The sequence below is a fragment of the Enterobacter cloacae complex sp. 2022EL-00981 genome (assembly GCF_028737495.1).
GTDB lineage: Bacteria > Pseudomonadota > Gammaproteobacteria > Enterobacterales > Enterobacteriaceae > Enterobacter > Enterobacter cloacae.
The window spans coordinates 25,118-49,019 of sequence record NZ_JAQZRK010000037.1; the positions used below are offsets into that span (position 1 = coordinate 25,118).

General features: G+C 55.4%; 21 protein-coding genes. 14 read left to right on the forward strand and 7 right to left on the reverse strand.

Features of this window, described 5'->3' with window-relative positions; all coding sequences use genetic code 11:
* Nucleotides 1-241 precede the first annotated feature (241 nt).
* From mreB to tldD, 7 genes are all read left to right on the forward strand, one after another.
* A complete protein-coding gene (mreB, locus tag PUZ33_RS22235) occupies nucleotides 242-1,285 on the forward strand; it encodes a rod shape-determining protein MreB (RefSeq protein WP_000913396.1) in 1,044 nt (347 codons plus the stop codon).
* Nucleotides 1,286-1,346: 61 nt separating this feature from the next.
* A complete protein-coding gene (mreC, locus tag PUZ33_RS22240; RefSeq protein WP_013098986.1) occupies nucleotides 1,347-2,351 on the forward strand; it encodes a rod shape-determining protein MreC in 1,005 nt (334 codons plus the stop codon).
* Nucleotides 2,351-2,839 carry a rod shape-determining protein MreD gene (gene mreD, locus PUZ33_RS22245; protein WP_013098985.1) on the forward strand — a complete coding sequence of 163 codons (489 nt, stop codon included), beginning with the start codon at nucleotides 2,351-2,353 and terminating at the stop codon, nucleotides 2,837-2,839. Before mreC ends, mreD begins: the two co-directional genes overlap by 1 nt.
* 9 nt (nucleotides 2,840-2,848) lie before the next feature.
* Nucleotides 2,849-3,442, forward strand: a complete 594-nt coding sequence (locus PUZ33_RS22250) for a Maf family protein (protein WP_038420713.1) — start codon at nucleotides 2,849-2,851, stop codon at nucleotides 3,440-3,442.
* Nucleotides 3,432-4,901 carry a ribonuclease G gene (rng, locus tag PUZ33_RS22255; RefSeq protein ID WP_014833490.1) on the forward strand — a complete coding sequence of 490 codons (1,470 nt, stop codon included), beginning with the start codon at nucleotides 3,432-3,434 and terminating at the stop codon, nucleotides 4,899-4,901. Before PUZ33_RS22250 ends, rng begins: the two co-directional genes overlap by 11 nt.
* A 41-nt stretch (nucleotides 4,902-4,942) precedes the next feature.
* The gene (gene yhdP, locus PUZ33_RS22260) at nucleotides 4,943-8,743 is read left to right on the forward strand and encodes an AsmA2 domain-containing protein YhdP (RefSeq protein ID WP_274205370.1); all 3,801 of its coding nucleotides are present in this window, start codon (nucleotides 4,943-4,945) and stop codon (nucleotides 8,741-8,743) included.
* Nucleotides 8,744-8,827: 84 nt separating this feature from the next.
* Nucleotides 8,828-10,273, forward strand: coding sequence for a metalloprotease TldD (gene tldD / locus PUZ33_RS22265; protein WP_058680243.1), 1,446 nt, complete (start codon nucleotides 8,828-8,830; stop codon nucleotides 10,271-10,273).
* A gap of 49 nt (nucleotides 10,274-10,322) precedes the next feature.
* Here the strand turns inward: tldD and aaeR are convergent, their stop codons facing one another.
* Nucleotides 10,323-11,249 (reverse strand): HTH-type transcriptional activator AaeR, encoded by a 927-nt coding sequence (gene aaeR / locus PUZ33_RS22270; protein ID WP_013098979.1) that lies wholly within the window; start codon nucleotides 11,247-11,249, stop codon nucleotides 10,323-10,325.
* 178 nt (nucleotides 11,250-11,427) lie between these two features.
* Between aaeR and aaeX the strand changes: the two genes are divergently transcribed.
* The 5 genes from aaeX (at nucleotide 11,428) to PUZ33_RS22295 (ending at nucleotide 16,405) form a co-directional block, all read left to right on the forward strand.
* A complete protein-coding gene (gene aaeX, locus PUZ33_RS22275) occupies nucleotides 11,428-11,631 on the forward strand; it encodes a p-hydroxybenzoic acid efflux pump operon protein AaeX (protein WP_003860416.1) in 204 nt (67 codons plus the stop codon).
* A gap of 7 nt (nucleotides 11,632-11,638) precedes the next feature.
* Nucleotides 11,639-12,571: a p-hydroxybenzoic acid efflux pump subunit AaeA gene (gene aaeA / locus PUZ33_RS22280; RefSeq protein WP_013098978.1), complete on the forward strand. Its 933-nt coding sequence runs from the start codon at nucleotides 11,639-11,641 to the stop codon at nucleotides 12,569-12,571.
* A 5-nt stretch (nucleotides 12,572-12,576) separates the two neighbouring features.
* Nucleotides 12,577-14,544 (forward strand): p-hydroxybenzoic acid efflux pump subunit AaeB, encoded by a 1,968-nt coding sequence (aaeB, locus tag PUZ33_RS22285; RefSeq protein ID WP_013098977.1) that lies wholly within the window; start codon nucleotides 12,577-12,579, stop codon nucleotides 14,542-14,544.
* 88 nt (nucleotides 14,545-14,632) lie between these two features.
* Nucleotides 14,633-16,087 (forward strand): NAD-dependent succinate-semialdehyde dehydrogenase, encoded by a 1,455-nt coding sequence (locus PUZ33_RS22290; RefSeq protein WP_013098976.1) that lies wholly within the window; start codon nucleotides 14,633-14,635, stop codon nucleotides 16,085-16,087.
* A gap of 45 nt (nucleotides 16,088-16,132) precedes the next feature.
* Nucleotides 16,133-16,405 carry a barstar family protein gene (locus PUZ33_RS22295; protein WP_013098975.1) on the forward strand — a complete coding sequence of 91 codons (273 nt, stop codon included), beginning with the start codon at nucleotides 16,133-16,135 and terminating at the stop codon, nucleotides 16,403-16,405.
* 67 nt (nucleotides 16,406-16,472) lie between these two features.
* Here PUZ33_RS22295 and yhcN (PUZ33_RS22300) read toward each other — a convergent pair whose 3' ends face one another.
* From yhcN (PUZ33_RS22300) to argR, 3 genes are all read right to left on the reverse strand, one after another.
* Nucleotides 16,473-16,739, reverse strand: a complete 267-nt coding sequence (gene yhcN / locus PUZ33_RS22300; protein ID WP_013098974.1) for a peroxide/acid stress response protein YhcN — start codon at nucleotides 16,737-16,739, stop codon at nucleotides 16,473-16,475.
* A gap of 109 nt (nucleotides 16,740-16,848) precedes the next feature.
* The gene (gene yhcN, locus PUZ33_RS22305; protein ID WP_013098973.1) at nucleotides 16,849-17,112 is read right to left on the reverse strand and encodes a peroxide/acid stress response protein YhcN; all 264 of its coding nucleotides are present in this window, start codon (nucleotides 17,110-17,112) and stop codon (nucleotides 16,849-16,851) included.
* A 375-nt stretch (nucleotides 17,113-17,487) separates the two neighbouring features.
* Nucleotides 17,488-17,958, reverse strand: coding sequence for a transcriptional regulator ArgR (gene argR, locus PUZ33_RS22310; RefSeq protein WP_013098972.1), 471 nt, complete (start codon nucleotides 17,956-17,958; stop codon nucleotides 17,488-17,490).
* A 397-nt stretch (nucleotides 17,959-18,355) separates the two neighbouring features.
* Between argR and mdh the strand changes: the two genes are divergently transcribed.
* Complete coding sequence (gene mdh / locus PUZ33_RS22315; protein ID WP_058680244.1) at nucleotides 18,356-19,294, forward strand: malate dehydrogenase; 939 nt, start codon at nucleotides 18,356-18,358, stop codon at nucleotides 19,292-19,294.
* 51 nt (nucleotides 19,295-19,345) lie between these two features.
* Here mdh and degS read toward each other — a convergent pair whose 3' ends face one another.
* The 3 genes from degS to zapG form a co-directional block, all read right to left on the reverse strand.
* Nucleotides 19,346-20,413 carry an outer membrane-stress sensor serine endopeptidase DegS gene (gene degS, locus PUZ33_RS22320; protein ID WP_013098970.1) on the reverse strand — a complete coding sequence of 356 codons (1,068 nt, stop codon included), beginning with the start codon at nucleotides 20,411-20,413 and terminating at the stop codon, nucleotides 19,346-19,348.
* Nucleotides 20,414-20,506: 93 nt separating this feature from the next.
* Nucleotides 20,507-21,874, reverse strand: a complete 1,368-nt coding sequence (degQ, locus tag PUZ33_RS22325) for a serine endoprotease DegQ (RefSeq protein WP_013098969.1) — start codon at nucleotides 21,872-21,874, stop codon at nucleotides 20,507-20,509.
* Between the two features lie 172 nt (nucleotides 21,875-22,046).
* Nucleotides 22,047-22,445: a Z-ring associated protein ZapG gene (gene zapG, locus PUZ33_RS22330; protein WP_008502832.1), complete on the reverse strand. Its 399-nt coding sequence runs from the start codon at nucleotides 22,443-22,445 to the stop codon at nucleotides 22,047-22,049.
* 189 nt (nucleotides 22,446-22,634) lie between these two features.
* On the opposite strand from zapG, the gene zapE reads away from it, so the two are divergent.
* Complete coding sequence (gene zapE, locus PUZ33_RS22335) at nucleotides 22,635-23,759, forward strand: cell division protein ZapE (RefSeq protein WP_058680245.1); 1,125 nt, start codon at nucleotides 22,635-22,637, stop codon at nucleotides 23,757-23,759.
* The last annotated feature ends 143 nt before the right edge of the window (nucleotides 23,760-23,902 follow it).

Here is a 23,902-nt window from a genome sequence, read left to right on the forward strand (position 1 = left end):
AGCTTTGAGTATGACGAGCAAAAAGCCAGTGAACGACCTTTAGCGGGTTACAAATGAAAGTGAGGAACGCTACTGTGTACTCAGCCCTGAGGGAGTCAGGGGATGAATTTGTAACAGAAGGAAACGTACTGCACAAATTTTCACCGCAGCAGGTGATTTTTGCGCCTTGTCGCTGCTGCGTGTGGTTGGTAAAGTAAGCGGATTTTGTTTTCCGCCCCAGCTTTCAGGATTATCCCTTAGTATGTTGAAAAAATTTCGTGGCATGTTTTCCAATGACCTGTCCATTGACCTGGGTACCGCGAATACCCTTATTTATGTAAAAGGACAAGGCATCGTATTGAATGAGCCTTCTGTTGTGGCCATTCGTCAGGATCGTGCCGGCTCGCCGAAAAGCGTAGCCGCAGTGGGTCATGACGCGAAGCAGATGCTGGGTCGTACCCCAGGTAACATCGCCGCGATCCGCCCAATGAAAGACGGCGTTATCGCTGACTTCTTCGTGACTGAAAAAATGCTTCAGCACTTCATCAAGCAGGTTCACAGCAACAGCTTCATGCGTCCAAGCCCACGTGTGCTGGTTTGTGTGCCGGTCGGTGCGACCCAGGTAGAACGTCGCGCAATTCGCGAATCTGCTCAGGGTGCAGGCGCGCGTGAAGTGTTCCTGATTGAAGAGCCAATGGCTGCGGCTATCGGTGCAGGCCTGCCTGTTTCTGAAGCTACCGGTTCGATGGTGGTTGATATCGGTGGTGGTACTACTGAAGTGGCCGTTATTTCCCTGAACGGCGTGGTTTACTCCTCTTCCGTGCGTATCGGTGGTGACCGTTTCGATGAAGCGATCATTAACTACGTGCGCCGTAACTACGGCTCCCTGATCGGTGAAGCGACCGCTGAGCGCATCAAGCACGAGATCGGTTCTGCTTATCCGGGTGATGAAGTTCGCGAAATCGAAGTGCGCGGCCGTAACCTGGCGGAAGGTGTGCCACGCGGCTTTACCCTGAACTCCAACGAAATTCTGGAAGCGCTGCAAGAGCCGCTGACCGGTATCGTGAGCGCGGTGATGGTTGCGCTGGAACAGTGCCCGCCTGAACTGGCGTCCGATATCTCTGAGCGCGGTATGGTTCTGACCGGTGGTGGTGCGCTGCTGCGTAACCTCGACCGCCTGTTAATGGAAGAGACAGGTATTCCTGTCGTAGTTGCAGAAGATCCACTGACTTGCGTCGCCCGTGGTGGTGGCAAGGCGCTGGAAATGATCGACATGCACGGCGGCGACTTGTTCAGCGAAGAGTAGTCATGGTGAAAGGGTAGCGAATCGCTACCCTTTCTCTCTGACACGAGAATACGCATAGCCTATGAAGCCAATTTTTAGCCGTGGCCCCTCGCTACAGTTTCGCCTGATCCTGGCGGTTCTGGTTGCGCTTGGTGTCATTATTGCCGATAGCCGCCTCGGTACGTTCAGCCAGATCAGAACGTACATGGATACCGCCGTCAGTCCTTTCTACTTTATATCCAATGGTCCCCGTGAACTGCTCGACTCCGTTTCTCAAACGCTGTCCTCACGTGACCAACTCGAACTTGAAAACCGGGCATTGCGCCAGGAACTGCTGTTGAAAAACAGCGAACTGCTGATGTTAGGGCAATACAAGCAGGAAAATGCGCGTCTGCGTGAGCTGCTTGGATCGCCGCTGCGTCAGGATGAGCAGAAGATGGTGACGCAGGTGATCTCCACCGTAAACGATCCTTACAGCGATCAGGTGGTGATCGACAAAGGTAGCGTGAATGGTGTGTATGAAGGTCAGCCTGTTATCAGTGATAAAGGTGTGGTGGGCCAGGTGGTCGCCGTCGCCAAACTGACCAGCCGTGTACTGCTGATCTGCGATGCCACCCATGCGCTGCCTATTCAGGTTCTGCGTAACGATATTCGCGTCATTGCGGCGGGTAACGGCTGCACGGACGATCTGCAGCTGGAGCACCTGCCAGCCAACACGGATATCCGTGTGGGCGACGTGCTGGTCACCTCCGGTCTGGGTGGACGTTTCCCTGAAGGGTATCCGGTTGCGGTTGTCTCTTCTGTGAAGCTTGATACGCAGCGTGCCTACACCGTGATTCAGGCGCGTCCAACGGCGGGTTTACAGCGTCTTCGCTACCTGCTGCTGCTGTGGGGAGCCGATCGTAACGGTGCCAACCCAATGACGCCTGAAGAGGTGCATCGCGTTGCCAATGAGCGCCTGATGCAGATGATGCCGCAGGTTCTTCCTGCTCCGGATGCGATGGGGCCGCCTGCGCCAGTACCCGCGCCGGCGACCGGGATAACGGATGCGCCGCCACCGCCTAAACTCTCATCCGGAGGGCAGTAGTGGCCAGTTATCGTAGCCAGGGACGCTGGGTTATCTGGCTCTCGTTTCTCATCGCGCTGTTGCTGCAGATAATGCCCTGGCCGGACGACATTCTTGTTTACCGGCCAAACTGGGTATTGCTCATTTTGCTCTACTGGATCCTCGCCCTGCCGCACCGCGTAAATGTTGGCACAGGCTTTGTAATGGGTGCCATACTGGATCTCATTAGTGGCTCAACGCTGGGTGTTCGCGCGTTATCCATGAGCATCATTGCATATCTCGTTGCACTCAAATTCCAGCTCTTTCGTAACCTCGCGCTCTGGCAACAGGCGCTGGTCGTGATGTTGTTGTCGCTTGCCGCGGATATCGTTGTTTTCTGGGCAGAGTTTTTAGTGATCAACGTCTCTTTCCGACCCGAAGTATTCTGGAGTAGTGTAGTCAACGGTGTGCTCTGGCCGTGGCTGTTCCTGCTGATGCGTAAGGTTCGCCAGCAGTTTGCTGTGCAGTAAAAGGTTTCTATGACGTCTATCTATCTTGCCTCCGGTTCTCCACGTCGTCAGGAGTTGCTCACGCAGTTGGGCATCGCTTTTGAACGTATCGTTACCGGCATCGAAGAAAAACGTGCTGAGGGCGAAAGTGCTCAGCAGTATGTTTCTCGCCTGGCGCGTGAGAAAGCGCAGGCTGGCGTTGCGTGCGTGCCACGCGACCTGCCGGTGCTGGGGGCGGATACCATCGTTATCCTTAACGGTGAAGTGCTTGAGAAACCGCGAGACGCTGAGCATGCAGCACATATGCTGCACAAAATGTCCGGGCAAACGCATCAGGTGATGACCGCGGTGGCGCTGGCGGACAGCAAGCACGTGCTGGATTGTCTGGTGGTGACGGACGTGACCTTCAGAGTACTGACCAACGACGAGATCGCCGCGTATATTGCCAGCGGTGAACCGATGGATAAAGCAGGTGCATACGGTATTCAAGGGCTGGGTGGCTGTTTTGTCAGGAAGATAAATGGCAGCTATCACGCCGTAGTCGGCTTACCGCTGGTGGAAACGTATGAGTTGCTGAGCAATTTTAACTCACTGCGTGAGGGAAGGGATAATTATGACGGCTGAATTGTTGGTAAACGTAACGCCATCGGAAACCCGTGTGGCCTACATTGATGGTGGCATTCTTCAGGAAATTCATATTGAGCGTGAAGCGCGACGCGGAATAGTAGGCAATATCTACAAAGGTCGTGTCAGCCGCGTACTGCCGGGTATGCAGGCGGCTTTTGTAGATATTGGACTGGATAAGGCGGCATTTTTACATGCCTCCGATATCATGCCGCATACCGAGTGTGTCGCAGGCGAAGAGCAAAAGCAGTTTGCCGTACGCGACATTTCGGAGCTGGTGCGTCAGGGGCAGGATCTGATGGTGCAGGTGGTGAAAGACCCCCTTGGCACCAAAGGCGCCCGTCTGACAACCGACATCACATTACCTTCCCGTTACCTGGTATTTATGCCCGGCGCGTCGCACGTGGGGGTTTCCCAGCGTATTGAAAGTGAAAGCGAGCGCGAGCGCCTTAAGAAAGTGGTCAGCGCCTACTGCGACGAACAGGGCGGGTTTATCATCCGAACCGCCGCCGAAGGGGTTAGCGAAGAGGATCTGGCATCCGATGCGGCTTACCTGAAGCGCGTCTGGACCAAGGTGATGGAGCGTAAAAAACGCAACCAGACCCGCTATCAGCTGTACGGTGAGCTGGCGCTTGCCCAGCGCGTGCTGCGTGATTTTGCTGATGCTCAGCTCGACCGAATCCGCGTGGACTCGCGCCTCACCTACGAAGCGCTGCTCGAATTTACCGCTGAGTACATTCCGGAAATGCCTGGCCTGCTGGAACATTACACCGGGCGTCAGCCAATCTTCGATCTCTATGATGTCGAAAATGAGATCCAGCGTGCGCTGGAGCGCAAGGTTGAACTGAAGTCCGGCGGTTATCTGATCATCGATCAGACCGAAGCAATGACCACCGTGGACATCAACACCGGTGCGTTTGTCGGCCATCGCAACCTGGATGACACCATCTTCAATACCAATATTGAAGCGACACAGGCTATTGCGCGCCAGCTTCGTCTGCGCAACCTGGGTGGCATTATCATCATCGACTTTATCGATATGAATAATGAAGACCATCGTCGTCGTGTACTGCACTCGCTTGAGCAGGCGCTGAGTAAAGATCGCGTAAAAACCAGCATTAACGGCTTCTCACAGCTGGGGCTGGTGGAAATGACGCGTAAACGGACCCGTGAAAGTGTGGAACATGTGCTGTGTAACGAGTGTCCAACCTGCCACGGACGCGGCACCGTAAAGACGGTGGAGACCGTCTGCTATGAGATCATGCGTGAAATTGTCCGCGTTCATCATGCCTACGACTCCGATCGTTTTCTGGTCTATGCTTCCCCTGCGGTGGCTGAAGCGCTGAAAGGTGAAGAGTCGCACGCGCTGGCGGAAGTGGAAATCTTTGTCGGCAAACAGGTAAAAGTACAAATTGAGCCGCTCTATAACCAGGAGCAATTTGACGTCGTCATGATGTAAGACGCAGTTCGCTGCGTGAAAAAGCTGACAAGGAGAGATGCGTGAGGCGATTGCCGGGGATTTTACTGCTTACAGGGGCAACGCTTGTCGTGATTGTCGCGCTGCTCGTGAGCGGGCTGCGCCTCGTTTTACCGCATCTGGACAGCTGGCGTCCGCAGGTGCTGGCGAAGATCGAATCCGCCACCGGTGTGCCGGTTGACGTAAGCCAGGTCAGCGCCAGTTGGCAAAACTTTGGCCCGACGCTGGATGCCCGGGACATCAGTGCCAGCCTGAAAGATGGCGGCTATCTGAAAATCAAACGCGTGACCCTGGCACTGGATGTCTGGCAAAGCCTGCTGCACATGCGCTGGCAGTTCCGCGATCTCACCTTTTATCAGCTTCAGTTTTTGACCAACACGCCGCTCTCCGGCGGGGATAACACGCAGAGCCTTGAAGCCAACCGCCTGAGCGATCTCTTCCTGCGTCAGTTCGATCATTTCGATCTGCGCGACAGCGAAGTGAGCTTTATTACCCTTTCCGGCCAACGCGCCGAACTCAAGATCCCCCAACTGACCTGGCTTAACGGCAAAGAGCGTCACCGTGCCGAGGGGCAGGTGAACCTCTCCAGCCTGAACGGCCAGCATGGGGTCATGCAGGTCCGTATGGATCTGCGTGACGACGACGGCTTGCTCAACAACGGCAAGGTGTGGCTACAGGCTGACGACGTGGATGTGAAGCCGTGGCTCGGCGACTGGCTGCAGCAAAACATGCAGCTGGAAACGGCCCGTTTTAGCCTGGAAGGCTGGATGACCCTGACGAAAGGCGTGTTCGCCAGCGGCGATATCTGGCTGAAGCAGGGCGGTGCAAGCTGGCAAGGCGAAAGCAAGCAGCATCAACTCTCTGTAGATAACCTCACCGCACATGTGACGAAAGAGAAAGGGGGCTGGCAGTTTGCCATCCCGGATACGCGCATCACCATGGACGGCAAACCCTGGCCGCGCGGCGCGCTGACGCTGGCATGGATGCCTGAGCAGGATGTCGGCGGCACGAATAATAAGCGTAGCGATGAGCTGCGTATCCGCGCCACGCATCTCGATTTGGCGGCCATTGAAGGGCTGCGCTCCATGGCAGCGAAGCTCTCTCCGGATTTGGGTGACGTTTGGCTGGCAACGCAGCCAAGTGGGGAAATTGACGCCCTCGCGCTGGATATCCCGCTGCAGGCAACCGAGAAAACCCGCTTCCAGGCGACGTGGAAAGATCTGGCCTGGAAACAGTGGAAACTGCTGCCGGGGGCTGAAAACTTCAGCGGCAAGCTGGAGGGCAGCGTTGAGAACGGCAGGCTGACCGTTGAGATGCATGACGCCAAAATGCCTTACGAAACGGTCTTCAGGGCACCTCTGGAAATTGAAAAAGGCAACGCGGTGCTTAACTGGCTGCGCAACGATAAGGGCTTCCAGCTTGATGGCCGCCATATCGATGTGAAAGCCAAAGCGGTTCATGCCCGCGGGGATTTCCGCTATTTAAAGCCTGAAGGTGAAGAGCCGTGGCTGGGTATTCTGGCGGGGATCAGCACCAGCGACGGTTCTCAGGCCTGGCGTTACTTCCCGGAAAACCTGATGGGTAAAGCGCTCGTGGACTACCTGAGCGGGGCGATCCAGGGCGGTCAGGCGGATAACGCCACCCTGGCCTATGGCGGTAATCCGCATCTTTTCCCATACAAACATAACGAAGGTCAGTTCCAGGTGCTGGTGCCGTTGCACAACGCTACCTTTGCGTTCCAGCCGGGCTGGCCTGCACTGAAAAACCTCGATATCGAGCTTAATTTTCTCAATGACGGGTTGTGGATGAAGTCAGACAGCGTCGCGCTGGGCGGCGTGACGGCCACCAACCTGACGGCAAATATCCCCGATTACTCAAAAGAGAAACTGCTGATTGATGCCGATATCAACGGGCCGGGCAAGGCGGTCGGTCCCTATTTTGAAGAGACGCCGCTGAAAGCTTCGCTGGCTGCCACGCTTGAGCAACTCCAGCTTGATGGCGATGTGAATGCTCGCTTACATCTGGATATCCCGCTGGACGGCGAAATGACCACCGCCAAAGGTGATGTCCGCCTGAACAACAACAGCCTGTATATCAAACCGCTGGAAAGTACGCTGAAGAACCTCAGCGGGCAGTTCAGCTTTGTGAACGGCAACCTGAAGAGTGAGCCGCTCACAGCCAACTGGTTCAATCAGCCCGTCAACATCGACTTCTCGACCATCGAGGGGGAGAAGGCCTACCAGGTGGCTGTCAATCTGGACGGTAACTGGCAACCCTCGCGGATGGATGTACTGCCGAAACCCATTCAGGAGTCGGTTGATGGTGCAGCCGCCTGGAAGGGGAAGGTGGATATTAAACTGCCCTACCACGCCGGTACGAAGTATAAGGTCGACCTTACTGGCGATCTGAAAAATCTCAGCAGCCAGCTGCCTGCACCGCTGGATAAACAGGCCGGACAGGCGCTGCCCGTGACGCTTAACGTCGTGGGCAACCTGAACAGCTTCGAGTTAACCGGCAGCGCGGGTGGCACGAATCATTTCAACAGCCGCTGGCTGCTCAACCGTAAGCTGACCCTGGACAAAGCCATCTGGACGACGGACAGCCGAACCACGCCTCCGCTCCCGGATCACCAGGGCATTGAGCTGAATCTCCCGCCGATGGATGGCGCGCAGTGGCTGGCGCTGTTCCAGAAAGGCGTCGGGCAAAACGTGGATGAGGCGGCGCAGTTCCCGCAAACCGTCACCGTGCGCACACCGTCGCTCACGCTGGGTGGGCAACAGTGGAACAACCTGAGTATCGTCTCTCAGCCCACGGCTAACGGCTCGAAAGTAGAGGCTCAGGGCAGGGAGATCAACGCCACCCTGACCATGCGCGATAACGCCCCGTGGCAGGCGGCAATCCGCTATCTCTACTACAACCCGGCAACGGCGGGCGGGAAAGATCAATCGACTCCGGCATCGCCGTTGAGTAACACTTCCCGCGTGGACTTCAGCGGCTGGCCGGATCTGCAACTGCGCTGTGCTGAGTGCTGGCTGTGGGGACAAAAATATGGCCGCATTGACGGTGACTTCGCGATTCAGGGCAACACGCTGAGCCTCACGGGTGGGCTGGTGGATACCGGCTTTGGTCGTCTGACGGCGGCGGGCGAGTGGGTGAATAACCCAGGCGAACAGCGCACCTCGCTGAAAGGCGACATTAAGGGTAACAAACTGGATGCGGCAGCCAATTTCTTTGGTATCAGCACGCCGCTGCGCGGCTCGTCATTTGACGTCGATTACGATCTTCACTGGCGTGACGCGCCGTGGAAGCCGGATGAGGCCTCGCTTAACGGCATACTGAAAACCCGCTTCGGAAAAGGTGAAATTGCCGATGTGAGCACGGGACGCGCCGGGCAGATCCTGCGTCTTCTGAGCTTTGATGCGCTGCTGCGTAAGCTGCGTTTCGATTTCAGCGATACCTTCAGTGAAGGGTTCTACTACGATTCCATCCGCAGTACGGCATGGATCAAGGACGGCGTTATGCATACGGACGACACGCTGGTGGACGGCCTGGAAGCGGATATCGCCATGAAGGGCTCGGTTAACCTTGTACGTCGCGAGCTGGATATGGAAGCCGTGGTGGCGCCAGAAATCTCCGCGAGCGTGGGGGTGGCAGCCGCCTTTGTGGTGAACCCGATTGTTGGTGCTGCGGTGTTTGCCGCCAGTAAAGTGCTGGGGCCGCTGTGGAGCAAAGTCTCTATTCTGCGCTACCGCATCACCGGTCCGGTGGATAAACCGCAGATTAATGAAGTGCTGCGCCAGCCGCGCAAAGATGCACAGCAATGATTTGACGTGGGCAGGTAATTGCCTCACTCTCAATAAATACGATCTTTATACCGCCACAGGCGGCAACGAACGAGTAGCAATACGATGAGTCTGAACCTGGTAAGTGAACATTTGCTCGCAGCGAACGGCCTGAGTCATCAGGATCTGTTCTCCATTCTTGGTCAACTGACCGAACGCCGTCTCGACTACGGCGATCTCTATTTCCAGTCGAGCTATCACGAATCCTGGGTTTTAGAAGACAGCATCATCAAAGATGGTTCTTACAACATTGACCAGGGCGTTGGCGTGCGCGCCATCAGCGGCGAGAAAACCGGTTTTGCCTATGCGGACCAGATAAGCCTGGCTGCGCTGGAGCAGAGCGCGCAGGCGGCACGTACCATCGTGCGTGACGCAGGCGATGGCCGTGTTAAAACGCTGGGTGAGGTGCAGCATTCTGCGCTCTACACCTGCATCGACCCGCTGCAGAGCATGAGCCGTGAAGAGAAGCTGGATATCCTGCGCCGCGTGGACAAAGTGGCGCGTGCTGCTGATAAACGCGTACAGGAAGTGTCTGCCAGCCTGAGCGGTGTCTATGAACTGATTCTGGTCGCGGCGACGGACGGCACCCTGGCGGCGGATGTCCGTCCGCTGGTGCGTCTCTCCATCAGCGTGCAGGTGGAAGAGGACGGCAAGCGCGAGCGTGGCTCAAGCGGCGGCGGTGGTCGTTTTGGTTATGACTGGTTCCTGGGTGACGTCGACGGTGAAGCCCGTGCCGACGCGTGGGCAAAAGAAGCCGTGCGTATGGCGATGGTGAATCTTTCTGCCGTGGCGGCACCTGCGGGGACATTCCCGGTGGTACTGGGCGCTGGCTGGCCGGGCGTGCTGCTGCATGAAGCCGTGGGGCATGGTCTGGAAGGGGACTTTAACCGCCGCGGCACCTCGGTATTTAGCGGTCAGATAGGGCAGCTTGTCTCCTCTGAACTGTGCACGGTGGTGGATGACGGTACCATGGTTGATCGCCGTGGCTCTATCTCCATCGATGATGAAGGTACGCCGGGTCAGTACAACGTGCTGATCGAAAACGGTGTGCTGAAAGGCTATATGCAGGACAAACTGAACGCGCGCCTGATGGGCGTGGCGCCAACGGGTAACGGCCGTCGTGAATCTTATGCGCATCTGCCGATGCCGCGTATGACTAACACCTACATGCTGCCAGGCCAGTCCACGCCGCAGGAGATCATCGAGTCTGTTGATTACGGGATCTTCGCGCCAAACTTTGGCGGTGGTCAGGTGGACATCACCTCCGGTAAATTCGTCTTCTCTACGTCAGAAGCGTATCTGATCGAAAAAGGCAAAGTGACCAAAGCGGTGAAAGGCGCGACGCTGATTGGTTCCGGTATCGAAGCCATGCAGCAGATCTCCATGGTCGGTAACGATCTCAAGCTGGACAACGGCGTGGGCGTCTGCGGTAAAGAGGGCCAGAGCCTGCCAGTGGGCGTGGGCCAGCCGACACTGAAGGTCGATAACCTCACGGTGGGCGGCACGGCGTAATTTTCTCCCCTCACCCTAACCCTCTCCCCAACGGGGAGAGGGGAAATACTTACTCTTTCCTTCTTCCCCGCATGCCCTGAAACAGTTCCGCGACCTCCACAAAATACTCGGTCAGATAGTTAATGCACACCTGCACCTTAAGCGGCAGTTTGTCTTTTTCGGTATACAGGGCATACACCGGACGCGGATCGGACTGGTAGCGAGGGAACAGGATCTCCAGCACTCCGCTGTTGATCTCATTGATCACCCACATTAACGGGACGTAAGCGATCCCGGCGCCCGCCACCAGCCAGCGCGAGATGGTCATCGGATCGTTGGTAACAAACCGTCCTTCCGGCAGCAGTCGGGTAGAAATGCCTTCCGGGGCAATCAGTTCAAATTCATTATCGGGGCGGACGCTGTACTCCAGCCAGGAGTGGTTGGCGAGATCGGCTGGTTTCTCCGGCACGCCGTACTGCGCCAGATAGCTCTTCGAGGCACAGACCACCATCGGCATACTCCCGAGTCGACGGGAGAAGAGGCTGGAGTCCTGCAGCGCGCCAACGCGGATCACCACATCCAGCCCGTCTGCGATCAGGTCCGGGGCGGGAATACCGGTAACCAGATTCACGGTTAATCCCGGATATTCTTTCAGCATCTCAGCGGTCATGGCGGCGAGAACATTTTGTGCCATAGTTGAAGAACAGCCAATCCGCAGTGTCCCGATGGGCGTGTTGTTAAAGGCATAGAGCTGCTCGTGAACATCCTGCACTTCATGCATCATGCGGCGACAGCCCTGATAGTAAATTTTACCCGCCTCCGTCAGACCAATACTGCGGGTGCTGCGGTTGAGCAGCTTCACCTGCAGTTCATCTTCCAGTTTTGACACCGTCTGACTGATGGAGGAGACGCTCATCTGCAACTGCCGGGCAGCAGCAGTAAATGAGCCAAGTTCAACCACTTTGGCGAAGACCGACATGCGTTTTAAACGTTCCATTGTTCACTCTGGCTTAAAAGTGATTTAGATCACATATTATAGATAACAGCATAACAGTTACGTTAATATATTATTAATTACATAACGGCTGCGCCATTCTCGCCCGGCGTTTCTTGCTCTCCCGCGGTGGCGTGCGCTAAAAATTCTGAAGCCTGCACTCTCTCTTATCAAGGTCAACATGAGTCTGTTTCCCGTTATCGTGGTGTTCGGTCTGTCGTTCCCACCGATATTTTTCGAGCTTCTTTTATCACTGGCGATCTTCTGGCTGGTGCGCAAGGTGCTGGTTCCTACCGGGATCTACGATTTCGTCTGGCACCCTGCATTGTTCAATACCGCGCTGTATTGCTGCCTGTTCTACCTGATATCGCGCATGTTTGTCTGAGGTTGATGTGAAAACGCTAACAAGAAAAATCTCCCGCACCGCCATCACCATGGCGCTGGTTATCCTCGCGTTCATCGCTATTTTTCGCGCCTGGGTCTATTACACCGAATCACCGTGGACGCGTGACGCGCGTTTTAGCGCCGATGTCGTGGCGATCGCCCCCGACGTGGCCGGTCTTATCACGGCGGTTAACGTCCACGATAACCAGCTGGTGAAGAAAGACCAGGTGCTGTTCACCATTGACCAGCCGCGTTACCAGAAAGCACTGGAAGAAGCGGAAGCGGATGTCGCCTATTACCAGGCGCTGGCTGCGGAGAAACGCCGCGAGGCGGGCCGCCGTAACCAGCTGGGGGTTCAGGCGATGTCCCGGGAAGAGATCGATCAGTCTAACAACGTGCTGCAAACCGTGCTGCATCAGCTGGCAAAGGCGCAGGCGACGCGCGACCTGGCGAAGCTCGATCTGGAGCGTACCGTGATCCGCGCACCTGCCGATGGCTGGGTCACCAACCTGAATGTCTATGCCGGGGAGTTTATCACCCGCGGTTCAACCGCCGTGGCGCTGGTGAAACAAAACTCATTCTATGTGCTTGCCTATATGGAAGAGACCAAACTGGAAGGCGTTCGTCCGGGCTACCGCGCAGAGATCACGCCGCTTGGCAGTAACCGCGTCTTTAAAGGTACCGTAGATAGCGTTGCGGCTGGCGTCACCAACTCCAGCAGCTCCAATGATGCGAAAGGGATGGCGACGGTTGATTCCAACCTGGAATGGGTGCGCCTGGCCCAGCGTGTGCCGGTACGTATTCATCTGGACGAACAGCAGGGCAACCTGTGGCCTGCGGGCACAACCGCGACGGTGGTGATCACCGGTGAGAAAGACCGGGACGCCAGCCAGGACTCTATTTTCCGTAAAATCGCCCATCGTCTGCGCGAGTTTGGTTAATCGCTATGGGGATCTTTACTATCGCCAGCCAGCACATTCGCTTCGCCGTGAAGCTGGCGAGTGCCATTGTGCTGGCGCTGTTTGTCGGCTTTCACTTCCAGCTGGAAACCCCCCGCTGGGCGGTGTTAACGGCGGCGATTGTCGCGGCTGGCCCGGCATTCGCGGCAGGTGGGGAGCCTTACTCCGGGGCGATCCGCTATCGCGGGATGCTGCGTATCATCGGGACGTTTATCGGCTGTATCGCCGCGCTCACCATTATCATTTTGATGATCCGCACGCCACTGTTGATGGTATTGGTGTGCTGTATCTGGGCGGGCTTCTGCACCTGGCTCTCCTCTCTGGTGAAGGTCGAAAACTCTTACGCCTGGGGGCTGGCGGGTTATACCGCACTGATTATTGTCATCACCATTCAAACCGAACCGCTGCTCGCGCCGCAGTTTGCCGTGGAACGCTGCAGTGAGATCGTGATTGGTATCGTCTGCGCAATTGTTGCTGACCTGCTTTTCTCCCCTCGCTCCATCAAACAGGAGGTGGATCGCGAACTGGATGCGCTGATCGTCTCCCAGTATCAGCTGATGCAGCTCTGCATCAAGCACGGTGACAGCGAAGAGGTGGACAAAGCCTGGAGTGGACTGGTTCGCCGCACGCAGGCGCTGGAAGGGATGCGCAGTAACCTTAATATGGAGTCCTCGCGCTGGGCGCGTGCCAACCGTCGTCTTAAAGCGATCAATACCGTCTCCTTAACGCTGATTACCCAGGCGTGCGAAACCTACCTTATTCAGAACACCCGCCCGGAATCGGTTACCGATACCTTTCGCGAACTGTTTGCCGAGCCGGTGGAAACGGTGCAGGACGTACATAAGCAGCTCAAACGCATGCGGCGGGTCATCGCCTGGACCGGAGAGCGCGACACACCGGTGACCATTTATACGTGGGTTGGCGCCGCGACGCGCTACCTGCTGCTGAAACGGGGCGTGATCGGCAATACGAAAATCAGCGCGGCGGAAGAGGAAGTCCTGCAGGGTGAAGTGGTGATCAAGGCGGAATCGGCTGAGCGCCACCACGCGATGGTCAACTTCTGGCGTACCACGCTTGCCTGTATGCTCGGCACGCTGTTCTGGCTGTGGACTGGCTGGACCTCCGGCAGCGGCGCGATGGTCATGATTGCTGTCGTCACGGCGCTGGCAATGCGTCTGCCCAACCCGCGTATGGTCGCTATCGATTTCCTGTACGGCACGATTGCCGCGTTACCGCTTGGCGCGCTCTATTTCCTGGTGATCCTCCCGTCCACGCAGCAGAGCATGTTGCTGCTCTGTATCAGTCTCGCGGTAATGGCATTCTTTATCGGGATAGAAGTGCAGAAGCGCCGTCTGGGATCGCTCGGTGCCCTCGCCAGTACTATTAATATTCTGGTGCTGGATAACCCCATGACGTTCCATTTCAGCCAGTTCCTCGACAGCGCCCTGGGTCAGCTGGTGGGCTGTTTCCTGGCGATGATGGTGATTCTGCTGGTGCGCGACAATTCCCAGGCGCGAACAGGTCGCGTGCTGTTGAACCAGTTCGTTTCGGCGGCGGTCTCCTCCATGACCACCAACACTGCGCGCCGTAAAGAGAACCATCTGCCTGCGCTCTATCAGCAGCTGTTTTTACTGTTGAATAAGTTCCCTGGCGACATTGCCCGCTTTCGTCTGGCGTTAACCATGATCATTGCGCATCAGCGTCTGCGTAACGCACCGGTGCCCATCAACGACGATCTGTCGGCATTCCACCGCCAGTTGCGCCGTACCGCGGACCATGTGCTTTCCGCCTCCAGTGATGACAAACGACGCCGTTACTTTAAGCAGTTGCTGGAAGAGCTGGATGTCTACCAGGAGAAGCTCAGGGTCTGGGAAGCACCTCCTCAGGTGACAGAGCCGGTAGCGCGGCTGGTGTTTATGCTGCACCGCTACCAGAATGTCCTGACGGATAACTGACTGAAGTAAAAAACCGACGCTAAAAGCGTCGGTTTTTTTGTGGCTATACTTATTTCTGCAGGCTCTTACATTCAGAAAGGGAGGACACATGACTACCCAGGCGCTTCAGGACCACATTCTTTTTCAGACCGGTTATCTGGTTAACGGCATATGGAAACCGCTGGACACGACGTTTGATGTGTTAAACCCGGCCACCGGTGATGTTATCGCCAAAGTGGCGAAAGCCGGTAAAGCAGAAACCGAAGAGGCGATTGCCGCCGCCGCGAAAGCCTTCCCGGCCTGGCGGGCCAAAACCGCGAAAGAGCGCTCGACCATTCTCTATCGCTGGTATGAACTGATAATTGAGAATAAAAGCTGGCTTGGTCGGTTAATGACCACCGAACAGGGCAAACCCCTGAAAGAAGCTGAAGGCGAGGTGGAGTACGCCGCCAGTTTTATTCAGTGGTTTGCCGAAGAGGCCAAGCGTGCTAACGGTGAAATTATTCCGCCGATCAAACCGGGCTCCCGCATTCTGGCTACCCGTGAGCCTGTGGGAGTGGTGGCGGCAATTACGCCGTGGAACTTCCCGATGGCGATGCTCACCCGTAAGCTTGGTCCGGCGCTGGCAGCGGGGTGTACCGGGGTCATCAAACCGGCAAACAACACCCCGCTCAGCGCGTTTGCGCTGCTCACGCTGGCGAAACAGGCCGGTGTGCCGGATGGCGTCCTCAACGCCGTGGCCGGTAATACGCATGAGATCAGCGACGCGATTATGGCGAGCCACGAGGTGCGGAAAATCTCGTTTACCGGCTCCACTTCCGTCGGCAAAACGCTGGTGCGTAACGCCGCGGACACCATGAAAAAAGTTTCGATGGAGCTGGGGGGGAATGCCCCGTATATCGTGTTTGAAGATGCGGACATCGATGCTGCCGTCAAAGGGGCAATCGCCAACAAATTCCGTAATGCCGGACAGGTCTGCGTCAGCGTTAACCGCTTCTATATTCAGGAAACCGTCTACGACAAGTTTGTGAACAAACTGGCCGATGCGGTGAACGCGCTGAAGGTGGGAAATGGCCTGGAAGACGGTGTGGTCGTAGGCCCGCTGATTGAACCCTCCGCGGTGAACAAAGTGCGCGAGCATGTGGAAGACGCTGTTGCCCGGGGGGCGACTGTCCTGGCGGGCGGTAAACCACATCCGCTTGGTGGCAATTTCTGGATGCCCACCGTGCTGGGCGACTGTCATGAAGGCATGAAACTGGCGGAAGAAGAGACGTTTGGTCCCGTTGCCGCCTGCTTCCGTTTCACTTCTGAAGATGAAGTCATCCAGCGCGCCAACAACACGCCTTATGGTCTGGCGGCTTACTTTTATACTCAGAATCTGTCGCGCGTTTTCCGCGTCTCGCAGGCAATCGAAAGCGGGATGATTGGGATTAATGAGTGCGCCGTTTCCACGGAGCTTGGACCTTTTGGTGGGGTAAAAGAGTCTGGCCTGGGTCGAGAAGGGTCCGTGCTGGGGCTGGAAGAGTATCTGGAAGTCAAAACCCTGCATATCGGGGGATTATAATAGACAGGGCGGCATCTGCCGCTCGCCTGGACTGGGTGGCTGGCAATGAAAACCTATACCTTTGATTTTGACGAGATCGACAGTCAGGAAGACTTCTATCGTGAATTTATCCGGGCGTTTGATCTGGAACGGGAAAGCGTCACGAATCTGGATATGCTGTGGGATGTGGTGACCGGCAGTCAGCTGCCGTTACCGCTGGAAATAGAGTTTATTCATCTGCCCGATAAGCTGCGCAGGCGATTTGGGGCGCTGATTTTATTGTTTGATGAAGCAGAAGAAGAGCTGGAAGGGCAGTTGCGTTTCAACGCGCGCCATTGATTACGCGAAAAAAAGCCCCTGACCAGCGAGACCAGGGGCAAGTCGTATGATGAGATACGACGAGGGTTTATTTATACAGTTCTGCCGTAGCGTGCCAGTGGTCACCCTGATTCAGTTCGGTGACGCGGTAGCTGCTGGCGCCTGCTTTTTCAGCTTTTGCAGCCAGCTCCTGACGGATATCCATCGGAGAGCCGGTGACGGACGTTACGGAAACACTACCCATAGACTGCAGATTTTGCGCCTGCTCGGTATTCACCTGCTGGACGGCTGCGCTTGCGCCGAAAGAGAGAACCGATGCCAGACCGAGGGTTGCGATGATTAATTTGGTTTTCATAGTCTTTGCTCCTGAAGAGGTTTTTGCTCAACGGCGAGAAGGGTTGAACTGCTATTTTTATGCCTGGTGCCGTTGAGTGGAGATAGTCGTCTTCTGTTATTACTAAACCTTATTTATACAGCTCAGCGGTAGCGTGCCAGTGGTCACCGGAACGCGCTTCAATGATGCGATAGGATGATGCACCTTGTTCTTCCGCTTTTTTGTTCAGCATCTCATGCATGTCCATTGGAGACGTGCCGATTGCGCCGACAGAAACCGTACCGATAGCCTCACGGGATTGCGCCTGATCGGCATTAATGGAATCTGCTGCGAAAGCACCGAATGACAGGACAGACAGGACGCTCAGCGCCGCTACAGTTGTTTTGATTTTCATGATTTTTACCTCGTCGAATTTTTTAGTGGGGTCTTTGTTTCGTGACCCTCATCACAAAATCAAGTATACACTAATAACGGTAAAAATTAATACCAGACTAATTGTTTCATGGGTAATTACGTGTTAAACAGCGCAATTTTTATAACCTAATGGCATAATATTGGTCATTTTCTGTTCACGTTGGCGTGTTATATCTAAGTAAATCATATGGATAAATGATTTTGATATTTTGTGCGATTCTTTGATTTATCATTCACTGGCTGAATGTTAATGAGTGGTAAAAAGCACTATTTGTTAAATTGAGGACAGGAGAAAACAGGGGATAACGCAGCGGGGGCAGAATGAACCCCGTAGCGACGCTACGGGGAGAGAGGATTACAGCTCCTGTTCGAACAGAACCAGGATCGCCTCGTGGAGATCTTTCACCGAAAAGCCGTTGGCTGGCGTGGTAAAGATGGTGTCATCACCGGCGATGGTACCGAGAATCCCTTCCGTTTTACCCAGAGAGTCCAGCATGCGGGCAATCAGCTGTGCGGCGCCAGGGCTTGTGTGGATCACCACAACGGCATCGTTGTGGTCGATATCCAGAACCAGATTCTTCAGCGGGCTGGAGGTTGTCGGCACGCCAAGTTCAGCTGGCAGGCAATAGACCATCTCCATTTTGGCGTTACGGGTACGCACCGCGCCAAATTTGGTCAACATACGGGAGACTTTCGACTGGTTGATATTGTCGAAGCCTTGTTCCTGCAGCGCCTGAACAATTTCTCCCTGAGAACTGAATTTCTCTTCTTTGAGTAGCGCTTTAAACGCCTTTACTAATTCTTCTTGCTTAGACGAGCTTCGCATAAGTCACCCGGAATATGACGATAGAAACAACATTATTATGCATGTGGATGAATTTTTATGCAAATTATCTACCAGGCAGTAGCCTGAAATAATGTTATGAAAGGGAGTGATATTATCAGATTTCGTTATCGGAAAACATGCCTGGGTCACGCCACGCAAATAAGCTTAAAAGTAAATTAAATGTTATCAAAATGATGTTGTTTTGGTGGCGTGGCAGGGTGTATTGTAACCACCTCTTAATTCGTTGCCATCTGTTGTCAGAGAGTCTTCTGGGAAGAGAGAAAGTCGCGTGACCTCAAATTCTTTAGCTACGAAAATTGTAATTAATTACCTGCTGAATTAAGGTCGCCGCAACGGATTTACAGATACTTAAGTTAACCATAATAAGGAGTTTAGGATGAAAGTCGCAGTCCTCGGCGCTGCTGGTGGTATCGGCCAGGCGCTTGCCCTACTACTGAAAACCCAACTGCCTTCAGGCTCAGAACTCTCCCTGTACGACATTGCTCCGGTAACCCCAGGTGTGGCGGTTGACCTGAGCCACATCCCGACCGCTGTTAACATCAAAGGCTTCTCCGGCGAAGACGCGCGTCCTGCGCTGCAGGGTGCTGACGTTGTGCTGATCTCCGCTGGTGTGGCGCGTAAGCCAGGTATGGATCGTTCCGACCTGTTCAACGTCAACGCAGGCATCGTGAAAAACCTGGTGCAGCAGATCGCTGAAGTGTGTCCGAAAGCGTGCATCGGTATCATCACTAACCCGGTGAACACCACGGTCGCTATTGCGGCAGAAGTACTGAAGAAAGCAGGCGTTTACGACAAGAACAAACTGTTCGGCGTGACCACGCTGGATATCATCCGTTCTAACACCTTCGTGGCTGAGCTGAAAGGCAAGCAGCCTACGGAAGTTGAAGTGCCGGTCATCGGTGGTCACTCTGGTGTGACAATTCTGCCTCTGCTGTCGCAGATCCCAAGCGTGAGCTTCACCGAGCAGGAAGTGGCTGACCTGACCAAACGTATCCAGAACGCAGGCACCGAAGTGGTGGAAGCGAAGGCGGGTGGCGGTTCTGCAACGCTGTCTATGGGCCAGGCGGCTGCACGTTTCGGTCTGTCACTGGTTCGCGCGCTGCAGGGCGAGAAGGGCGTGGTTGAATGCGCTTATGTTGAAGGCGATGGCGAACACGCGCGCTTCTTCTCCCAGCCGCTGCTGCTCGGTAAAAACGGTATCGAAGAGCGTAAGCCAATTGGCACGCTGAGCGCGTTTGAACAAAACGCGATGGAAGGTATGCTGGACACGCTGAAGAAAGATATCACGCTGGGCGAAGAGTTCGTTAACAAGTGATCTTGTCCCGGTAAAAAAAACGGAGCGCTACGCTCCGTTTTTTTATGCCCGTCAGTTGGTGGCCGGGTATTCCTGAATGGTCACATGCAGCGTCAGTTTCTTATCGTTGCGCATGACTTCAACCGGGATGATGGAACCCGGGCGAATTTCTGCCACCTGGTCCATCGTCTCAAGCGCAGAGACCGCCGGTGTGCCGTTGACCGACAGAATGACATCATTAACCTGAATGCCCGCATTGGCAGCCGGTCCGCCAGGCGCCACTTCGTTAACCACAATCCCCTGAATCTGATCGATCCCGCCACCCTGCGTATGCATAGGGGCAATTTCGCGACCACCAATTCCGATGTAACCGCGGATCACGCGACCGTCCCGGATCAGCTTGTCCATAATTTTGGTTGCCAGCTGGAACGGAATGGCAAAGCCGATCCCTTCCGGCGTCTCGCCATCGTTGCTTTTATCGAAGGAGAGGGTGTTGATACCCATAAGCTCGCCCAGCGAGTTGACCAGCGCACCGCCGGAGTTCCCGTGGTTGATGGAGGCATCGGTTTGCAGGAAGTTCTGCCGTCCCGATGGGTTCAGACCGATGCGACCCGTGGCGCTGATGATCCCCTGGGTGATGGTCTGCCCCAGGTTGTATGGGTTACCGATAGCCAGAACCACATCGCCAATGTGCGGAGTGCGTTTACGGTTGATCGGAATCACCGGCAGCCCGCCGGTGGCGTTGATTTTCAGCACGGCCAGATCGGTCAGGCTGTCAGAGCCGACAAGTAAGGCCTCAAACACGCGGCCATCCTGAAGTGCGACGATGATCTGGTCAGCATCGTTGATCACGTGCTTGTTGGTAATGATGTATCCGCGATCGTCCATAATCACGCCGGAGCCGAGGGTACGGATCTCCAGCTGGTTATGGGCTGAACTGTTAAGACCACGGTTGTAGACGTTCACCACTGCGGGTGCGGCACGGCGAACGGCCTGATTATAGGTGGCAGGCGTTTCATCCGCGCTGTCAAACTGGGGAGCCGACAGCTTGTTGAACTGGCGTAAAGACGGCATGGCCGCTAACAGCAGGCCCGCAACAATCAAACCGATGGCAATGGAACGAAAGAGCTTTAAAAGCATGATGCGCGTGTCGTTAAAAAAGGAACGGTTTGCAGCATAACATGAGTTATCCCGGACATCACACGCGGCGGTGATACCCGGGAGAGCAAATGCTTAGCGCAACAGAATATAGATAGATTCGTTGCCGCGCATAATTTGCAGGGCAATGACCGTTGGTTTACTTTCCAGCACCTTGCGCAGCTCAGCGATGGACTGCACGCGGGTGCGATTCACGCCGATGATCACATCATCCTGATGCAATCCCGCCTGTGCGGCAGGGCTGCTCTTCTCTACGGTATCGATGCTGATGCCTTTGGTGCCGTCTTTCAGTTGCCCGTCGCTGAGGGTCGCGCCCTGCAGTGCCGGGGCGATAAGCTCCGCACTGGCGGATGAAGAGGTGCTCTTGTCCAGCGTCACTTCCACATTCAGCGGTTTGCCGTCACGAATCAGGCCCAGCTTCACTTTGGCGCCCGGTTCGGTGGTGGCGATACGTGAGCGCAGTTCTGCAAAGCTGCTCAGCGGCTTATCATTCAGGCTGACGATCACATCACCTGATTTAATGCCCGCTTTTGCCGAGCCGGAATTGGGCAGCACTTCACTGACGAACGCACCGCGCTGCACGTTGATGTTGAACGCTTTTGCGATATCGGCGCTCATCTCCATCCCTTTGATGCCCAGCAGGCCGCGTTTGACTTCACCAAACTGGATAAGCTGCTGTGCCAGCGTTTTGGCCATATTGCTGGGAATCGCAAACCCGATCCCGATACTGCCGCCACCTGGCGCGAGGATTGCTGTGTTAATACCAATCAGCTCGCCGTTAAGGTTCAGCAGCGCCCCGCCGGAGTTCCCGCGGTTAATTGAGGCATCGGTCTGGATAAAGTTTTCCAGGCCTTCAAGATTCAGGCCGCTGCGCCCCAGCGCGGAAATGATCCCGGAAGTCGCCGTTTGTCCTAAACCAAAGGGGTTGCCCACGGCAACAGCAAAGTCGCCGACGCGCAGTTTGTCGGAGTCCGCGATGGCAATCTGGGTCAGATTACTTGGGTTTTGCACCTGCAACAGCGCGATGTCGCTCTGGTCATCGCCGCCGATCAGTTTGGCATCAAATTCCCGACCATCATTCAGTTGCACGCTGATTTTATCGGCCTGGCTGATAACGTGGTTGTTGGTCAGAATATAGCCTTTGGCCGCATCAATGATGACGCCTGAGCCCAGCCCTTCAAAAGGCTGAGCCTGCTGGTCGGGCGACTCATCGCCAAAATATTTTTTCAGTTCTTCAGGTACGCGCTGGCTTTGCACGGCAGTGCCTTCTACCTGCACGCTGACTACCGCAGGCAACACTTTTTCCAGCATGGGTGCGAGGCTCGGAATCGCCGTCTGGCCCGGCACCTGCGAGGGAAGGGCGGCAAAGGCAGGGAAGGACGCCGAGAGAGATAACCCGACACTTAACGCTAACGCGCTCAACAGCTGGTTCTTTTTCTTCATCGATGCTGACTCTCGTAACCTGGAGTAAAGGAAAAAACGGGCCCAAAAACACGTTGATGTTATTGAATTTTAAACCGCTGAACAATGAGGTGTTTAACTAAATAATAGCTGGGGTCAGGAAGAAAGGACGGGCGCAATCGCTGCGCCCGTAAAATAATTTCAGGTTGTGTGATTAATCGCGCTTAACACCGCCGCGCAGCAGGCCGGACGCGCCATCAGAATAGTCGCGAGGCATCTGAACAGGGGCCTGATCGTTACCGGCCTCAGAGTCTGCCAGACGGTTGCGGAACGGGTTGGTTTCCGCGGTCATTTCCGGCAGCAGGCTGCTGGAGCTTTTTGCCATGTGCTGATACAGCTGGCGATAATCGGTCGCCATGTTGTCCAGCAGCTCAGCGCTACGGGCAAAGTGGCTGACCAGCTCTTCGCGGTACTCTTCCAGCTCGGCTTTGTTCTTTTCCAGTTCGTATTGCAGTGACTGCTGCTGACGCAATTTGCGATTACCGAAACGCATGGCCACAGCACCGATCACGATGCCGACGACTAAACCGATTAGCGCATATTCCCAGGTCATGAACTTCTCCCGTTGTCTTGTTGTTCCGTAGGGTGTTGGCTCGGCTCCTGCCTGTGCCTGATATTGCCACTATAACCGCTATTTCTGCAGAAGTGGAATCCTGACGTATCATCGCGTAGTGTAGAACGGCCTTTTTTTCATCAGTCACGCCTGCTGATGAGGTTTAATTGAAGGAATAACAACAAGATTATGCAAAACCTGTCCCCCGCATCGCGATATCAACTGGCCCTGGACGAGGGCTCACATCAGCCGGATGACGTTCAACGTGAAGCGGTTAACCGTCTGGATACCCTTTTCCATGAGCTTACGGCAAAACCTGCGGAAGCAGGGCAGAGCGGTGGGCTGAAGGCGGCATTGAGCCGACTGCTCGGAAAAAAAGAGCCACAGGCTAACGCTCCGGCACGCGGTTTATATATGTGGGGCGGTGTCGGTCGCGGGAAAACCTGGTTGATGGATCTGTTTTATCAGAGCCTGCCGGGTGAGCGTAAACAACGCCTGCACTTCCACCGCTTTATGCTGCGGGTGCATGAAGAGTTAACGGCGCTGCAGGGCAAAAGCGATCCGCTGGATATTGTGGCTGACAGGTTTAAGGCCGAAACGGACGTCCTCTGTTTCGATGAGTTTTTTGTTTCGGATATCACCGATGCCATGCTGTTGGGCGGCCTGATGAAAGCGCTGTTTGCCCGCGGCATCACGCTGGTCGCCACCTCGAATATTCCGCCGGATGAGCTGTATCGTAACGGCCTCCAGCGGGCGCGTTTCCTGCCTGCCATTGATGCCATCAAACAGCATTGTGACATTATGAATGTTGATGCAGGCGTGGATTACCGTTTGCGCACGCTGACTCAGGCGCACCTGTGGCTCTCACCGCTGAATGCCGAGACCACCCGTCAGATGGATAAACTGTGGCTGGCGCTGGCGGGGGCAAAGCGCGAAAACGCCCCGACGCTGGAGATTAACCATCGTCCGTTGCCTACGCTCGGTGTTGAAAACCAAACGCTGGCGGTCTCTTTTGCGACGCTGTGCGTGGATGCCCGCAGTCAGCACGACTACATCGCCCTTTCGCGCCTGTTCCACACGGTGATGCTGCTGGATGTACCCGTCATGACACGGCTGATGGAAAGCGAGGCGCGACGCTTCATTGCGCTGGTGGACGAGTTTTACGAACGCCACGTCAAGCTGGTGGTGAGTGCCGAGGTGCCTTTATATGAGGTATATCAGGGGGAACGTTTGAAGTTTGAGTTCCAGCGCTGCCTGTCGCGCCTGCAGGAGATGCAGAGCGAGGAGTATCTGAAGCTGGAGCATATGCCTTAAATGCTACCCTCTCCCCGTGGGCTGAGGGTTCCCCAGAAAAATGAAAAGCACGATGAAGTGTGATCTACTGGTTGCGCTAACAAATCAGAAGAGACCTCATCGTGCCTTTACAGACAGTCTGCCAGAAATTTTTCTCCGCGTCT

Excerpts from the sequence above, each read along its gene's own strand:
- aaeX (WP_003860416.1), top strand. The coding sequence starts at position 11,428 with ATGAGTCTGTTTCCCGTTATCGTGGTGTTCGGTCTGTCGTTCCCACCG.
- tldD (WP_058680243.1), top strand. The coding sequence starts at position 8,828 with ATGAGTCTGAACCTGGTAAGTGAACATTTGCTCGCAGCGAACGGCCTG.
- yhcN (WP_013098974.1), bottom strand. The coding sequence starts at position 16,739 with ATGAAAACCAAATTAATCATCGCAACCCTCGGTCTGGCATCGGTTCTC.
- degQ (WP_013098969.1), bottom strand. The coding sequence starts at position 21,874 with ATGAAGAAAAAGAACCAGCTGTTGAGCGCGTTAGCGTTAAGTGTCGGG.
- aaeB (WP_013098977.1), top strand. The coding sequence starts at position 12,577 with ATGGGGATCTTTACTATCGCCAGCCAGCACATTCGCTTCGCCGTGAAG.
- PUZ33_RS22290 (WP_013098976.1), top strand. The coding sequence starts at position 14,633 with ATGACTACCCAGGCGCTTCAGGACCACATTCTTTTTCAGACCGGTTAT.
- zapG (WP_008502832.1), bottom strand. The coding sequence starts at position 22,445 with ATGACCTGGGAATATGCGCTAATCGGTTTAGTCGTCGGCATCGTGATC.
- mdh (WP_058680244.1), top strand. The coding sequence starts at position 18,356 with ATGAAAGTCGCAGTCCTCGGCGCTGCTGGTGGTATCGGCCAGGCGCTT.
- degS (WP_013098970.1), bottom strand. The coding sequence starts at position 20,413 with ATGCTTTTAAAGCTCTTTCGTTCCATTGCCATCGGTTTGATTGTTGCG.
- PUZ33_RS22250 (WP_038420713.1), top strand. The coding sequence starts at position 2,849 with ATGACGTCTATCTATCTTGCCTCCGGTTCTCCACGTCGTCAGGAGTTG.
- mreC (WP_013098986.1), top strand. The coding sequence starts at position 1,347 with ATGAAGCCAATTTTTAGCCGTGGCCCCTCGCTACAGTTTCGCCTGATC.
- PUZ33_RS22295 (WP_013098975.1), top strand. The coding sequence starts at position 16,133 with ATGAAAACCTATACCTTTGATTTTGACGAGATCGACAGTCAGGAAGAC.
- argR (WP_013098972.1), bottom strand. The coding sequence starts at position 17,958 with ATGCGAAGCTCGTCTAAGCAAGAAGAATTAGTAAAGGCGTTTAAAGCG.
- rng (WP_014833490.1), top strand. The coding sequence starts at position 3,432 with ATGACGGCTGAATTGTTGGTAAACGTAACGCCATCGGAAACCCGTGTG.
- aaeR (WP_013098979.1), bottom strand. The coding sequence starts at position 11,249 with ATGGAACGTTTAAAACGCATGTCGGTCTTCGCCAAAGTGGTTGAACTT.
- yhcN (WP_013098973.1), bottom strand. The coding sequence starts at position 17,112 with ATGAAAATCAAAACAACTGTAGCGGCGCTGAGCGTCCTGTCTGTCCTG.
- zapE (WP_058680245.1), top strand. The coding sequence starts at position 22,635 with ATGCAAAACCTGTCCCCCGCATCGCGATATCAACTGGCCCTGGACGAG.
- mreB (WP_000913396.1), top strand. The coding sequence starts at position 242 with ATGTTGAAAAAATTTCGTGGCATGTTTTCCAATGACCTGTCCATTGAC.